General features: G+C 67.0%; 13 protein-coding genes. 11 read left to right on the plus strand and 2 right to left on the minus strand.

The window, feature by feature from the left end:
* Window positions 1-10: 10 nt before the first annotated feature.
* From IFS44_RS11660 to IFS44_RS11710, 11 genes are all read left to right on the plus strand, one after another.
* Entirely contained in the window at window positions 11-829 is an 819-nt protein-coding gene (locus tag IFS44_RS11660; protein WP_160172665.1) for an SLBB domain-containing protein, read from the plus strand.
* Between the two features lie 280 nt (window positions 830-1,109).
* Entirely contained in the window at window positions 1,110-2,192 is a 1,083-nt protein-coding gene (locus IFS44_RS11665; RefSeq protein WP_244650240.1) for a glycoside hydrolase family 5 protein, read from the plus strand.
* A 106-nt stretch (window positions 2,193-2,298) separates the two neighbouring features.
* Window positions 2,299-3,612 carry an ATP-binding protein gene (locus IFS44_RS11670; RefSeq protein WP_107930472.1) on the plus strand — a complete coding sequence of 438 codons (1,314 nt, stop codon included), beginning with the start codon at window positions 2,299-2,301 and terminating at the stop codon, window positions 3,610-3,612.
* Window positions 3,596-4,972, plus strand: a complete 1,377-nt coding sequence (locus IFS44_RS11675) for a GNVR domain-containing protein (protein WP_052149186.1) — start codon at window positions 3,596-3,598, stop codon at window positions 4,970-4,972. The genes IFS44_RS11670 and IFS44_RS11675 overlap by 17 nt, the downstream gene beginning before the upstream one ends.
* A complete protein-coding gene (locus IFS44_RS11680; protein WP_037530233.1) occupies window positions 4,969-5,856 on the plus strand; it encodes a CpsD/CapB family tyrosine-protein kinase in 888 nt (295 codons plus the stop codon). Before IFS44_RS11675 ends, IFS44_RS11680 begins: the two co-directional genes overlap by 4 nt.
* A gap of 14 nt (window positions 5,857-5,870) precedes the next feature.
* Window positions 5,871-6,599, plus strand: a complete 729-nt coding sequence (locus tag IFS44_RS11685) for a WecB/TagA/CpsF family glycosyltransferase (protein WP_157840529.1) — start codon at window positions 5,871-5,873, stop codon at window positions 6,597-6,599.
* Window positions 6,596-7,426 (plus strand): polysaccharide pyruvyl transferase family protein, encoded by an 831-nt coding sequence (locus IFS44_RS11690; protein ID WP_197977850.1) that lies wholly within the window; start codon window positions 6,596-6,598, stop codon window positions 7,424-7,426. Before IFS44_RS11685 ends, IFS44_RS11690 begins: the two co-directional genes overlap by 4 nt.
* 3 nt (window positions 7,427-7,429) lie before the next feature.
* Window positions 7,430-8,884, plus strand: a complete 1,455-nt coding sequence (locus IFS44_RS11695; protein WP_192098551.1) for a lipopolysaccharide biosynthesis protein — start codon at window positions 7,430-7,432, stop codon at window positions 8,882-8,884.
* Window positions 8,877-9,947 carry a hypothetical protein gene (locus tag IFS44_RS11700; protein WP_192098552.1) on the plus strand — a complete coding sequence of 357 codons (1,071 nt, stop codon included), beginning with the start codon at window positions 8,877-8,879 and terminating at the stop codon, window positions 9,945-9,947. Before IFS44_RS11695 ends, IFS44_RS11700 begins: the two co-directional genes overlap by 8 nt.
* 296 nt (window positions 9,948-10,243) lie before the next feature.
* Window positions 10,244-10,486 carry an XrtV sorting system accessory protein gene (locus IFS44_RS11705; RefSeq protein ID WP_031396237.1) on the plus strand — a complete coding sequence of 81 codons (243 nt, stop codon included), beginning with the start codon at window positions 10,244-10,246 and terminating at the stop codon, window positions 10,484-10,486.
* A 150-nt stretch (window positions 10,487-10,636) separates the two neighbouring features.
* The gene (locus tag IFS44_RS11710; protein WP_192098553.1) at window positions 10,637-11,041 is read left to right on the plus strand and encodes a hypothetical protein; all 405 of its coding nucleotides are present in this window, start codon (window positions 10,637-10,639) and stop codon (window positions 11,039-11,041) included.
* 66 nt (window positions 11,042-11,107) lie between these two features.
* Here the strand turns inward: IFS44_RS11710 and IFS44_RS11715 are convergent, their stop codons facing one another.
* Together IFS44_RS11715 and IFS44_RS11720 are read right to left on the minus strand one after the other, a co-directional pair.
* A complete protein-coding gene (locus IFS44_RS11715) occupies window positions 11,108-12,409 on the minus strand; it encodes a UDP-glucose dehydrogenase family protein (protein WP_031441801.1) in 1,302 nt (433 codons plus the stop codon).
* A 223-nt stretch (window positions 12,410-12,632) separates the two neighbouring features.
* Entirely contained in the window at window positions 12,633-13,787 is a 1,155-nt protein-coding gene (locus IFS44_RS11720) for a GumK N-terminal domain-containing glycosyltransferase (protein ID WP_192098554.1), read from the minus strand.
* Window positions 13,788-13,815 lie beyond the last annotated feature (28 nt).

Below are 13,815 nucleotides of genomic sequence, written 5' to 3' on the forward strand. Positions count from 1 at the left end.
GGGGATGATGATGAAGATCCGCATGGCGCATTCGCTTGTTCTGCCGTTGCTCATGGCCGCTGCGGCCGCCGGGGCGCAGGTACCAACCGCGCGCCCGACACCCGCGCCGGCGGGTGCCGTACCCAACGACGGCTATCGCCTGGCCCCCGATGACGAGGTCGAGGTGACGATTTTCGGCCAGGGCCCGGGCCAGGTGGTCAAGACGCGCGTCAAAAGCGACGGCACGATCACCCTGCCGTTCCTCGGCGCGGTCCAGGTGCGCAACCAGACCGCGCGTGAACTGGCCGCGGACATCGCCGCCCGGCTGCGGAGCGGCGGCTATTTCGTCAAGCCCGTCGTCAATGTCGAGGTCACGCAGTTCGTCAGCAGCTCGGTGACCGTGTTCGGCGAGGTCGGAACCCCCGGCATCTATCCGCTCGATCTGCAGCTGACCGTCGGCATGACGCTCGCCCGCGCGGGCGGCACGCGTGGGACCAGCGCGGACTTTGCAATCCTGAAGCGCGTCGGCGATCCGGTCGAACACCGCATCCTCCTGTCGGACCTCAGCGGCGAATGGAGCGCGGCGACGCTGCTCGAGGCGAAGGACACGCTCTTCGTTCCGGTCGCGCCCGTGATCTATGTCTATGGCCAGGTGAATTCGCCGGGATCCTTCCCGTTGAAGACCGGGATGACGGTTCGCCAGGCGCTTGCCCGCGCCGGTGGTCCGACGCTCGCCGGATCGACACGGAACGTCACGATCTTCCGCGACGGCGAGAAGCTGAAGAAGGTCGATCTCGACGGCGAACTGAAGGCTGAAGACTCGGTCTTCATCAATGAAAAATGGCTCTGAATCAGTGATCGGCTTCCGGGGGCCGGAATGTCTCGTTTCATGCGATGCCCTGCACGTTCGTCGTCGCAAGGTCCGTTTCGCAACAGCCTGACGTTTGCGGCCACGGCCTGAGAAGAGGGCGCTCCGGCAACGGGGCGCCCTTTTTCATGCCCTACTGCCCCGCCACGTCCGTCGCCGCCGGCGCCGGCGCACCCCGCTACCCGGGCCAGCCGTCGCGATTCCCCCGGCGTTGGTCGAGTGACGCTTGCGCGGGTCACCGGCTTGGGTGATGGGCGTGCCGATGCGACATAACGGCCTGTTCATTGCGCTGGGAGGCGCTGCGCTGGTCGCGACGGCTGGCGTTGCGGTCATGATTGCGCCCGCGCGCACCGGTCTGCCGATCACGCTCGATCCCGCCGCCGATGCCCCCTCCGCGACAGGGCCGCGCAAGCCTTCGCATCCGCGCTATACCGGCGTCAACATCGCGACGGGCGGCTTTGCCTCGAAGCGCATTCCCGGGCGCTACGGCTTCGACTATTTCTACCCCAAGCCGCAGGAGACCGCGCCCTTCGTCGCCGCGGGCATGAACGCGATCCGCGTGCCCGTTCTCTGGGAACGGCTGCAACCCCGGCCCAATGCCCCGATCGACGCCGCGGAACTCGCACGGCTCGACGAGTCGATCGCGGGGCTCGGCGGGTTCGGCCTGATCATCCTCGACGTGCACAATTACGCCAAATACCGGGGCCAACGGCTCGACCAGATCGACCCGCGCGGCGCGATGCTCGCCGACCTCTGGACCCGCCTCGCCCGCCATTATGCCGGGGACAAGCGTATCGCGTTCGGCGTGATGAACGAACCCAATGGCCTCTCCGCCACGGCGTGGCGACCGATTGCGGAGGCGTCGTTACAGGCGATCCGCGCGACAGGCGCGCGCAATCTCGTGCTCGTCCCGGGAACGAACTGGTCGGGTGCCCATTCCTGGACGAAAGGCAGCGACTCGAACGGCGAAGCGCTGAAAACGCTCGTCGACCCGGCGAACAACATGGCGTTCGAGATGCACCAATATCCGGATGCCGACTCGTCGGGAACGCATCCGGAATGCGTGTCGCCAAAGGCCGTCGCACAGGCATTCGACTCGGCCACCGCCTGGCTTCGCGCCAACAAGGCACGGGGATTTCTCGGCGAATTCGGCGCGAGCAGCGACCCGAACTGCCTCGCCGCGCTCGATGCGGTGCTCGGCACACTTGACGCGGGCTCGGACGTCTGGCTCGGTTGGACCTATTGGGCAGGCGGCGCTCTGTGGGGGCCGTATATGTACAGCGTGCAACCCGACAAGACCGGGGACAAACCGCAAATGTCTATCCTGATACGGCACAAATCTTAATGATCACAGGGTATAGTGGCCCCGTGGAGCCGTACGGCAATCCTATTGTGCGTTGCAGCAACGTCGCGTACCCGCTCCCCGGATCGGCAAGGCAGATACAAGAATTATGTTGAAGTCATGGATTGCATCGCTGACGCGCTGGCTGGACGGCCGCGGATGGGCCGAGCCCCCCGTGATCGAGCTGACGCATCGCTACACCCCGCCCGCCGCGCCGGTCGTCGACCTGCCCGCGGATCCCGCCCCGGCAAGCACCGCGACGCGGCTGATCGGCGACCGGCGCCGGATCGCGGACACGTTCGATGCCGCACGCCCGGTGCGAACCCGCGGCGAACTGTTCGGACGCGCGGTCGAGCTCGACCATCTGCTCGCCGCGACGCTCGACTTTCACCAGCATGCGGTGATCCACGGCGCACGCGGCTCGGGCAAGACGTCGCTGGTGCGCGTGCTCGGTGAGCATGCGGATGAATCGGGCGCCGTCGTGCTCTATTTCGCGTGCGAACCGCATGCGACCTTCGCCGACATCATCAGGCTCTATCTTGACGCGCTCCCGCCCGCAGCCTTCGCGCCCGGCGGACAGCGTGCCTTTGCGCAGAAGCTCGAACAGATGCCGGAGAATTTCGGCCCGCGGGCGTTCGTCGATCTGGTGGCAGACCGCGTCACCGCGCCGACGATCCTGATCTTCGACGAGTTCGACCGGATCGAGGATGCGAGCGTGAAGAGCGACGTCGCGGCGGCGATGAAGCTGTTGTCCGACGCGCTCGTGCCGGTGCTGTTCGTGCTGGTGGGAATCGCGCGGACCGTGTCCGACGTCGTCGCCGGCCACCCGTCGCTCCGCCGGCACATGAGGATCGTGTCGCTGGGCCGGATCGGCGCCGACAGCGTCGACGCGCTGATCGCACGCGGCGAGGCCAATACCGGCGTCCGCTTCGATACCGATGCGCGCGCGATGATCGCCGATGCCGCCTGTGGCTCGCCCTATCACCTGCGCATGCTGGCCGGGCATTCGTCGCTCGCCGCTGTCAGCAGCGACGCGGATATCGTCACCAAGGCGCATACCCGCACCGGCTTCGTCGATGCGTTCAGCCACTGGGCGCAGATGAACGAGCCCGATGCGCGGCTGTTCGCGAAGGTCGTGCTCGGCTGCACGCTCGAACAGCGCGATGCGCTCGAAGCTTTGGCCCGCGCCGCCGCGACAATGGACGTCGTTTTGCTTGATACCGATCGATATGATCGTGCCATTTCGATGCTAGACCCCGCATTGGTCCGCGAACGGGGCAATGACGGCGAACACGATGGCGTGTATTTCCGTGACAGTACCGCGCCGCAGATGCTGATCGCGCTGTTGATGACGACCCCTGTTTCCACCACGGCGGCCCGGCTTGGCGCACCGCAGGAGAGCAACCTTGCTAATACCCGCTGATCTGATCGCGTCGCTCAAGGCGCGCTGGCGTATCGAGCTGGCGATCATTCTGCTGATCGTCGTGCTGGTCGCACTCTGGACGGCCGTCACGCCCAAGACCTATGTCGCGCAGTCCTCGCTGCTGTTCGACGGCGGCCCGGCCCAGTCGGTTACCGACGAGGCGGCGCCGCAGCAGGATGGCGTGGCCGCGCTCGTCGCGACCCAGGCCGACGTCCTGCAGAGCGAGGCGATCGCCGCCGCGGTCGTCCGCGACCTGAAGCTTGCCGCCAACCCGCAGGTTGCTGACCAGTGGCGTGCGCGCACCGGTGGCGCCGGCGACGTCAACGCCTGGTATGGTCGCCAGCTGCTCGGCGGGCTCGAGGTCATACCGGGCCGGACCTCGCGCGTGCTCGCGATCCGCTTCAAATCGGCCGATCCGCAATTCTCGGCCCAGGTCGCCAATGGCTTTGCCACCAGCTACCTCGATGCGCGCCTGCAACTGCAGACCGATCCCGCCCGCACCTATTCGCGCTGGTTCGAGGATCGCACGCGCGAGGTCCGCACCGCGCTTGAGCAGGCGCAGGGCCGGCTGACCGCGTTCCAGCGTCGCACCGGGATCGTCGACACGACGACCAACAACACCGACGCCGCCCGCCTGACCGAATTGTCCGGCCAGCTGACCGCAGCCGAAGCGGCGGCGGCGGATGCCGGCGCGCGCGCTGGCGGCGGCAGCACCGGGCTCGACGTGCAGTCGGCCGGTGTCGTCCAAGGTCTGCGCACGCAGATCTCGGCCAAGACGGCCGAAGTCGCACAGCTCAGCGCGGATCTCGGTCCGAACCACCCGCAGCGCCAGGCCGCAGAGGCGGAACTGTCGGCGCTGCGTCGCCGGCTCGCGGTCGAGACCGGGACGAGCACCAATGCGGTGCGCGTCGCCAGCGGTGCGGCGAGCAGCAAGGAAAGCCAGATGCGCGCCCTGCTGAACCAGCAGCGCGGCAAGATGCTGTCGCTCGCGGGCGACCGCGCCGAGCTCGACGTGCTCCAGCGCGACGTCGATTCGGCCCGTGCGGCCTATGACACCGTCACCCAGCGTCTCGGCACGATGCGGCTGCAGAGCGAGGCGCCGTCGACCAACGTCGTCCAGCTCGACGTCGCGCAGCCGCCGATGTTCCCCTCCTCGCCCAACGTGCCGATGCGGTTGGCGCTCGGCCTCGTGCTGGGCGGAATGCTGGCGGCGGGGACGGCGCTGGCACTAGAACTGTGGCGGCCGCGAGTGCGGACGTCGAGTGGCGCAGCGACGGCCATGGGTGTGCCCGTGCTGGGCTCGGTATCGTTTTCGCAGTCGCGCGTCGCGTCGCTGCTGGGTGGAAGGCAGACGTCATGAGGCTTCGTTCGAGCGAAACGGCAAATGTCGTTCGGCCCGCGGTCGCGCCGGGCGCCGAAGCGCCCAGCCAGCGGCAGCTTCTGGGCAAATTGCTGTCGCTGTCGCCCGAGGCGCATCGCCAGATCGAGCATCGCCAGGCTGAAACCGGTCTGTTGTTCGGCGAGGCGGCGGTCCAGCTCGGCTTTGCGACCGAGGAGCAGGTGCGCCGCGCGATCGAGCTGCAGCAGGGCTTCACGGTTCTTCCCGAGGGCGATGAGCGCGTCGATCCGCTCGTCGTCGCGGCGTTCGCGCCCGACGATCCCATCGCGGTCACCGCGCGCGACATTCGCGCGATCGTGACGCGCGACGTCCGTCCCGACGGCTCCCCGCTTCAGGGGATCGCGATGATCGGGATCGACGACGAAACGCTGCATACCACCGTGCTCACCGCCAATCTGGCGGTCGCGTGCGCCCAGGCCGGCTATTCGACGCTGCTGGTCGATGGCGGCATCGGCGCACCGCGTCAGCACGGGCTGTTCCGCCTGCCCAACCGCACCGGTCTGTCGACGCTGCTGTCATCGGGCGGCCGCGTCGAGGCGATCGCTCAGACCACCGCGATCCCCGGCCTGTCGCTGCTGTCGGCGGGTCCGAGCGTCCCCAACGCGTCCGAGCTCTTCGACCGGCAGCGTCTCGCCAACACGCTTGATCCGCTGCGCGATCATTATGGGCTGGTCATCTTCGACGCCGGCCCCGCCAGCGCGACACAGCTCGAGGCGTGTTTCGGACTCGACGCGGCGATCATCGTCGCGCGCCGCAACCGGTCGGACGCGCGCGCGCTGCGCAACGCCGCGGCCGTGCTGCAGGAGCATGCCACCCCCGTTCTCGGCTCGATCCTGATCGATTGAGCATGGTGGGCATGATGGAGATTCGGCGAATCGGCCACATCGACGTGGTCGCCACCGATGTACCGGGTGCCGTTGCACAGGTCGTTGCCGCGGTAGAAGGCGACGGTCCGGCCATCTTCGGCTTCTGCAATGCGCACAGCGTCAACCTTGCGCGGGCGGATCCCGCCTTCGTGACCGCGACGCGGGCGGGCGTGTTCTTCAACGACGGCAGCGGCGTCGATATCGCCAGCCGGCTGCTCTACGGCACGCGCTTCCCGGCCAATCTCAATGGCACCGACCTGACGCCCGCGGTGCTCGCCGCGCTGCCGGCGGGAACGGGCGTCTTCCTGCTCGGCAGCCCGCCAGGCGTCGCGCAAAAGGCCGCTGCGATCCTGGCGGAGCGCTTCCCGAACATCCGCATCGCGGGCAGCCATCACGGCTTTTTCAGCGCCGATGAGGCACCCGCGCTGTCGGAGCGGATCCGCGCATCGGGGGCACGGCTCGTGCTCGCCGGCATGGGACAGCCGCGGCAGGAAAAATGGGCGGCCGCCAATGCGGGCACCGTCGGTGCGGTGATCCTGTGCATCGGCGCCTTTCTCGATTTCACTGCGGGCCAGTTCGTCCGCGCACCGCTCTGGATGCAACGCGCGGGCATCGAATGGACCTTCCGCCTTCTGCAAGAGCCCCGACGGATGGCGTCCCGCTATCTTGTCGGGAACGCGACCTTCCTGGCCGCGACGCTCGGACAACGGATGAAGCGATGAAACAGATGATGCCTCCTCGCCTGCACCGCGCACTTTCGCGTCTGCGGCATGCCCCGCCGCCGTCCTATGACGACCGCTATCCGCGCGTCGACGTGTTCGAATGGCGTCCCGCGGGCAGCGCGATCAACTTCGGCGACCGGCTGGCGACGGTCGTCGCCGAGCGTGTTCTCGCGCTGCACGGCCGCAGCCTCGACGAGGAGACGGCGCGCGACGCGACGCTGTTCACGGTCGGATCGGTGATGCATTTCGCCAAGACCGGCGACACCGTCTGGGGCTCGGGCGTCAACGGCAAGATTCCCGCCGACCGCCACGCCTTCGACGCACTCGACATCCGCGCGGTCCGCGGTCCGCTGACGGCGGCGTTTCTTTCGGAGCGCGGGCTGGACGTCCCGGCGGTCTATGGCGACCCCGCGCTGCTGCTGCCGACGCTGTTCCCTGACCGGTTCAAGCGGCATAGCGCCCAGCCGGTCCTGTTCGTCCCCAACCTCCACGACCTCACGCTCGCGCCGACGCTCGGCCTGCCGTTCGTGTCGCCGCTGCGCGGCTGGAACGCGGTCGTCGAGCAGATCGTCGGCGCCGATCTGGTGCTCGCAAGTTCGCTCCACGGCGTCGTGATCGCCGAGGCCTTCGGCATTCCCGCGCGGCATGTGCGCCTGACCGAGACCGAACCGCCGTTCAAATATGACGATTATGCGCGCGGGACCGGACGATCCGGCATCGACTCCGCGAACAGTGTCGCCGAAGCGCTCGAAATGGGGGGCGCACCGCCGATATCCTTCGATCCCCAGGCGCTGCTCGCGACATTCCCGCACGATCTGTGGGAGTGAGTTATGGCTGCCCCCTCATTAGGTAAACAGGTCGGACGCGGCGCAATCTGGTCGGTCGTCAACAGCGCGCTCGTCCAGGTCATCAACCTCCTGGTCTTCCTGGTGACCGCGCGGTTCGTCCCGGTCGCCGATTTCGGCATCCTCGCCACCTGCCTGCTCTTCGTCGAGCTGTTCAAGCAGATCTCGGTCGAAAGCTTCGCCACCGCGATCGTCTCGCGCGGTGCGCCCGACGCCGGCGACTACAACGCCTGCTTCCTGCTGATCCAGATCGGCGCGGTGATCGGCGCGGCGCTGATGCTGCTGTCGGCGCAGTTCATCTCGGAGATCATGCACAATGAGCGGATCGAGTTTGCGCTCCGGCTGACCTCCGTCCTGCTGCTCAGTTCGGGGCTGTCGCGCACGCATGAGGCGTGGATGACGCGCCAGTTGCTGTTCAAGCCGCTCGCGATCCGCTCGATCCTCGCGCTGCTCGTCGGCGGCGGTGCGGGCCTGTTCCTCGCGATGAACGGCTGGGGGCTGACCGCGCTCGTCGTCCAGCAGCTCACTACCTCGCTGCTGTCGACGATCCTGCTCTGGGTCGTCAGCGACTGGCGGCCGAGCCTGCGCGTCGAGCGCGCCAAGCTGCTCGCGACCTGGCGCTATGGCCGCCATGTCGCGATCACCGGCTTCACCAACTTCGCCAACACGCAGAGCGACACCTTCTTCTCGTCCTATTATCTCGGCGCGTCGGCGACGGGCATCTACAACGCCGCCAAGCGCATCCTGCTCGGCCTCAACCAGCTGATGGCATCCGCGCTGTCGCGCGTCGCGCTGCCGACCTTTGCCGGGCTTCGCGACGATGAGGAACGGCTCCGCGGCGCGTTTCTGAACGCGGTATCCTTCACCACCGCCATCACCGCGCCGATGTTCCTGTCGCTCATCGCGGTCAGCGACCTGGTCGTGCGCGTCGCGCTCGGCGCGAAATGGATGGAGGCGGCACCGATCATCTCGATCATCGCCGGCACCGCCTATCTGACGACGATCGGCCAGTATAACCAGGCGATCATCTTGGTGAAGGACAAGCCGCACTGGCAGACGGTCCTCACCTCGATCTACGCGGTCAGCAACATATCGCTGTTCCTCGTCGTCGTGCGCTATGGTCTCCAGGCGCTCGCGATCGGCTTCACCGTCCGCGCCGTCCTGCTCTACCCGCTCTCGGTCGGCGCGGCCCTCCACCTGCTGAGGATAAAACCGATGGCCTATGCTGCCCGCATAGCACCCTCGCTTGCCGCATCCGCGGTGATGGTCGGGGCGCTGCTTATGCTGCACCGGACGATCGACGTCCCCTCCCCGCTGCTCGCGCTGGTCATCCACGTCGCGGTCGGCGCGGTCGTCTATGCTGCGGCGCTGTTCGTGATCGGCCGCCGCGACATGCTCGCGCTCATCCGCTTCGCGCGGACGGCGGTGGCCCGTGGCTGATCCGCTCCGCATCCTCGCCTGGCCCGCCGGTGATCCGAGCGACCTCAACCCCTATGTCCGTCGCATGTACGGCGCGTTCCGCGCGCCCGCGGCCTCGATCACCGCGTTCCGTCCGCTGATGCGGCGCATCCCCGCCGCGGACATCTTCCATATTCACTGGCCCGAGGGGATCTTCGAAGGCTCGGGCAGCAACAACCCGGCGATCGTCGCAGCCAAGGCCGCGCGCGTGCTGAACGCCGCGCGGGGGATCCGTCGATCGGGCGGCAAGCTGGTCGTGACCGCGCACAATGTCACGCCGCACCGCGACCTGACCGGCTGGCGGCACCGGGTCTGGCACGCCTATCATGCGCGGCTTCTCGGTCAGATCGATCACCTGATCGGCCTGTCCGCGGCCTCGCTCGAGCGCTATCGCACCGCGCATCCGGCGATCGCCGCGGTCGCGGGGACGATCATTCCGCACCCGCACTACCGTGAGGACTATCCGGCGATCCCTCGCGCCGAAGCGCGCGCGGCCTGGGCGCTCCCCGACGGTATCTGGGTGCTCGGCATGATCGGGTCGCTCCGCCCCAGCAAGAACCTCGTCGAGGCCGCCGAGGCGTTCCTCGCGATCCGCCGGCTCGATGAGATGCTGCTCATCGCGGGCGATGCGGGCGATGACGACATCGCCGCGCGGCTGACCGCGGTCGCGGACCGGTCCGACGGGACGATCCGTATCGTAACCGGCCCGCTCGACGACATGCGCTTCGCCTCGGCGATTGCCGCCTGCGACGCCTGTCTGATGAACCAGACGTCGACGCTCAATTCGGGCACAGCGCTCGTTACCCTGTCGCTCGACCGCCCGCTGCTCGCCCCGGCGGTCGGCACGCTGCCCAGCCTCGCGGCGGAGATCGCCGGCGGCTGGGTCACGCTGTTCGATCCGCCGCTCGCGCCGCCGGCGTTGCGCGCGAGCATCGACACGCTTCGCACCAGCCCACCGGGCGGCCGCCCCGACCTGGAGCCGCTCGACCCGATGCGACTGTCCGAGGCGATGCTCGCGCGATTCAAGAAGGTGGCGTCGGGCTGACCTTGGGCGCGAAGCCCTTCGCATAGTCGATCTTCGCCGCCTTGCGCAGCGCCGCCTGACGCTGGCTGGTTCCCGATCGCAGCTGCGTGGTCGCCAGCCAGCTAGGCCTCGACGTTGCGCCCGCTCAGCCTCTCCCGCAGCGCCGTGGTCGTCGTCAGGACAGTCCCAGCGCGAGAGCGGGGGCAAGATACTGCATTTGCCCGAGACGATGAGAAAATCTAGAAGGACCGGGCATAGGGATCGCCTCTGACGGAATGTGGCGCCGGCCGGGTTCCGGGCGGCTTGGGAAGTATATCATGGAAACAATTTACGATTGGCTGAGCGTCGCGGTATTTGCGGGCCTGGCGCTGCTCTATCTGCAACGCTCGATGGAGGATGAGCCGGTCGATACGGTGTGGCATTATCTGCCGCCAGCGATCGCCTGTGCGCTGAGCAACTGGCTCGGCAACGAAGGCTATGCGATCCCCGCCGTGCTCGTGCTTGCGGCCAGTGTCGGCTATATCATCTACGTGCTGCGCCCATCCCTGCCCGGGCGCTGATCCGGCCGGCCGGACGCGCCGGCCCCGGCAGCAGTGGTCGATCATGGTAGAACAGGATCTCCATTACCCTAAACCCGCCGCTAACCAGGTTTGAAGAGACCTCCTTTGCATCGGCCGAGTGAAGGATCGGGTGCCAACGGAGAATTTCCAATGCCCCTGATCCACGACGCGCATCGCGCCGTCGCGTCCGCCGCGACGGCCCCGGCCGCTCGCCCGCATGCCCTGAACCGTGTCCTGCCGCGCTCACTTTGTGATGGTGGTCGACCTGCCCGCATCGGCGCTGCCCTGCGCGGCATGGTCGGCATCGCAGCGCTGGCGATGCTCGCCGCCTGCGGATCCGCGGTCGAAGCGCCCGAACAGGCGGGGATCGTCGTCGTCAGCTCGGGGGCCGGACCGAGCGAATCCGGTATTGCGGTTGCGGCAGCGGCAGCGCCTGCAGCGGCGACCGATGCCGACGCGGGCACACCAGCCACCAGTGATACGGACGATGCGGTTATCCCTCCCGACACCATGCGGGACCCGGATCATATGCAATATGCCAGCCTGGTCGAATAACCGGACTGGCCCTTGGCTTAGTTAGACAGGCGGCGCACCGCTCGGCGCGCCGCCCGTCCCGGTCGATCAGCGGCCGACCGCGTGATAGGTCAGCCCAGCCTTCTCGACCATATCGCGCGGATAGATGTTGCGCAGGTCGACGAGCACCGGCGACGCCAGCAGCGACTTGACGCGCTTGAAGTCGAGCGCGCGGAAGATGTCCCATTCGGTCACGATGACAAGCGCCTCGGCGCCCTCCATCGTCTCATAGGGACCGGTGCAATAGGTCACGTCCTTGATGACCGCCTTCGCCTGCTCATGACCCTCGGGATCATAGACGTTGATCGTCGCGCCCGCATCCTGCAGCGTCTGGATCAGCGCGATCGCCGGGCTGTCGCGCATGTCGTCGGTGTTCGGCTTGAACGTCAGGCCGAGTACCGCGATCGTCTTGCCGCGAACGTCGCCACCGACGGCGGCGATGACCTTGCGGCCCATTGCGCGCTTGCGATTGTCGTTCACCGCGACGACCGCCTCGACGATGCGCTGCGGCGCGTCGTGATCCTGCGCGGTCTTGAGCAGCGCGAGCGTGTCCTTCGGGAAGCACGAGCCGCCATAGCCGGGGCCGGCATGCAGGAACTTGGAGCCGATGCGGTTGTCGAGGCCGATGCCGCGCGCAACGTCCTGCACGTCCGCGCCGACCTTCTCGCACAGATCGGCGATCTCGTTGATGAAGGTGATCTTGGTCGCGAGGAACGCGTTACCGGCATATTTGGTCAGCTCGGCAGCACGCCGGCTCATCTCGACGAGCGGCGAACGACCGAGGGCGAGCGGACGATAGATCTCGCGCATGACCGCAAGACCCTTTTCGTCGTCGCTGCCGATCACGACGCGGTCGGGACGCTTGAAATCGTCGATCGCGGCGCCTTCGCGCAGAAATTCGGGGTTCGACACGACTGCGAAGTCGGCATTCGGATTGACCCGGCGGATGATCCGCTCAACCTCGTCGCCAGTGCCCACCGGGACCGTGGACTTGTCGACGATCGCGGTGAAGCCGTCGATCGCGCCGGCAATTTCCTCGGCGGCGGCATAGACATAGGACAGGTCGGCATGACCGTCACCGCGCCGCGACGGCGTACCGACGGCGATGAAGACCGCGTCGACGCCCTTCACGCTCGCGGCAAGATCGGTCCCGAAGCGCAACCGCCCGGCCTCGACGCCACGCGCCACCAGTGCATCCAGACCCGGCTCGTAGATCGGCATGATGCCGTTTTCGAGCGCCGCGATCTTGCCGGCATCCTTGTCGATGCAGATCACGTCATGTCCGAAATCGGCGAAACATGCGCCCGACACCAAACCAACGTAACCCGATCCCACCATCGCTATGCGCATTATAATCCCTCAGACGATGTTGGTCCCTACGATCGTCGTACGGACATTGATATTCGGCGGAACTCCTAGAAGATGAACCGCCGGCCATCAATAAGGTGGTTCACCTGATGCGGCGGGCCGGTACGCTGCTCCAGCGATCCGTGCCGATACCGATCAAACGCCGATATCCGAGAGGGTTGGCGGGCCGGCCCGCGCCCGCGGGCGACGCGCCGGCCCCGCCCATTCAGCCCGCGACGATGCGGGCGTCAGGGTAGTTTTCGGGACGAAGCACGCGGTCGGCGACCTCTGTCCAGGTCGAGAAATGCCGCGCGGGCACCTGCCCCGCCAGCGCCAGCGCCTTTTCGGTCGCCGCGATCATCGACGCCGGATCGTTCGACACATAGCCCGCGCGGAACGGGTTCGTCCCGACCGCGAAATCGGGGCAGACCGCGGGGATCTGCAGATATTCATATTGTCCCAATTTCAGACTCGACTCGGCAAGATACTCGACCCCCGGCGCCAGCCGGTAGGGGGCGATGCCGATGCTCGCATGCTTGATATAGGGCAGCGTGGCGCGGAACGGCATTTCCTTGTGGACGAACACGTTGTCGGGCCCCTTGAAGCTCTTCCCGCAGCCGATCACGTGGAAATGCACATCGGGAAACTGCGGCGCGACCGCATGGAAGAAGCTTTCGTCGAACAGCATCGACCCGACCGCTACGGCATTGCGCTGCGCAGTATAGGGCGACGGCCCGACGGTCTCAAAGTCGGCGGGGTCGATCCCGAATTCGGCGCGGTACAGGCGATCCTTCGCCCACAGGAAATCCGACACCATCTTGGTCGACCGCAGGCAGACATGGTCGATATGCCGCGCGTTCTTCACCAGATGACGGCGGACATAGGGATGCGCGCCGACGGTATCGAGCCGGTCAGTGGCGTAATAGATGATCTTGGCGGTCGGGTTGAGCCGCTTGATCCGGTCGATGAAGATCGCCGCGACGCTCGATTCGATGACGATATAGTCCGCCGCCTGGAACGCGCCGTCGATATCGGCATTGGGCAGCCTGGCGAACAGCGGAAACAGCTTCGCCATCACCGCATCGGCGACCGCATTGTTGGTCGCAAAGGGATGCAGCGGCGTCCGCCAGAGATAGCAATTGACGCCGTCCACCTTGTGCCAGGCATTGGCCTGGTCCCACAGGAACAGGCGCGAATCGCCCTTCTTCTTCGAGATCAGGCTGAACCGGGTCGAGATGAACGACACGTCGCAGCCATCCTGCGCCAGCGCATGCGCGACCTGGTGGATGCTGGCGCGCTTGGGCGTCCGGTAATCCTGAAATGCCGACAGGATGACGACACGGGAACGCTTTGACTGCGCCGGCGCTGGCTTATCGGACATGCATGACACTCCATCGACTTTGGGCTGG

Source organism: Sphingomonas sp. CFBP 13706 (assembly GCF_014842355.1).
Taxonomy (GTDB): domain Bacteria; phylum Pseudomonadota; class Alphaproteobacteria; order Sphingomonadales; family Sphingomonadaceae; genus Sphingomonas; species Sphingomonas aerolata.

Excerpts from the sequence above, each read along its gene's own strand:
- IFS44_RS11660 (WP_160172665.1), top strand. The coding sequence starts at position 11 with ATGAAGATCCGCATGGCGCATTCGCTTGTTCTGCCGTTGCTCATGGCC.
- IFS44_RS11665 (WP_244650240.1), top strand. The coding sequence starts at position 1,110 with ATGCGACATAACGGCCTGTTCATTGCGCTGGGAGGCGCTGCGCTGGTC.
- IFS44_RS11670 (WP_107930472.1), top strand. The coding sequence starts at position 2,299 with ATGTTGAAGTCATGGATTGCATCGCTGACGCGCTGGCTGGACGGCCGC.
- IFS44_RS11680 (WP_037530233.1), top strand. The coding sequence starts at position 4,969 with ATGAGGCTTCGTTCGAGCGAAACGGCAAATGTCGTTCGGCCCGCGGTC.
- IFS44_RS11685 (WP_157840529.1), top strand. The coding sequence starts at position 5,871 with ATGGAGATTCGGCGAATCGGCCACATCGACGTGGTCGCCACCGATGTA.
- IFS44_RS11690 (WP_197977850.1), top strand. The coding sequence starts at position 6,596 with ATGAAACAGATGATGCCTCCTCGCCTGCACCGCGCACTTTCGCGTCTG.
- IFS44_RS11695 (WP_192098551.1), top strand. The coding sequence starts at position 7,430 with ATGGCTGCCCCCTCATTAGGTAAACAGGTCGGACGCGGCGCAATCTGG.
- IFS44_RS11705 (WP_031396237.1), top strand. The coding sequence starts at position 10,244 with ATGGAAACAATTTACGATTGGCTGAGCGTCGCGGTATTTGCGGGCCTG.
- IFS44_RS11710 (WP_192098553.1), top strand. The coding sequence starts at position 10,637 with ATGCCCCTGATCCACGACGCGCATCGCGCCGTCGCGTCCGCCGCGACG.
- IFS44_RS11715 (WP_031441801.1), bottom strand. The coding sequence starts at position 12,409 with ATGCGCATAGCGATGGTGGGATCGGGTTACGTTGGTTTGGTGTCGGGC.
- IFS44_RS11720 (WP_192098554.1), bottom strand. The coding sequence starts at position 13,787 with ATGTCCGATAAGCCAGCGCCGGCGCAGTCAAAGCGTTCCCGTGTCGTC.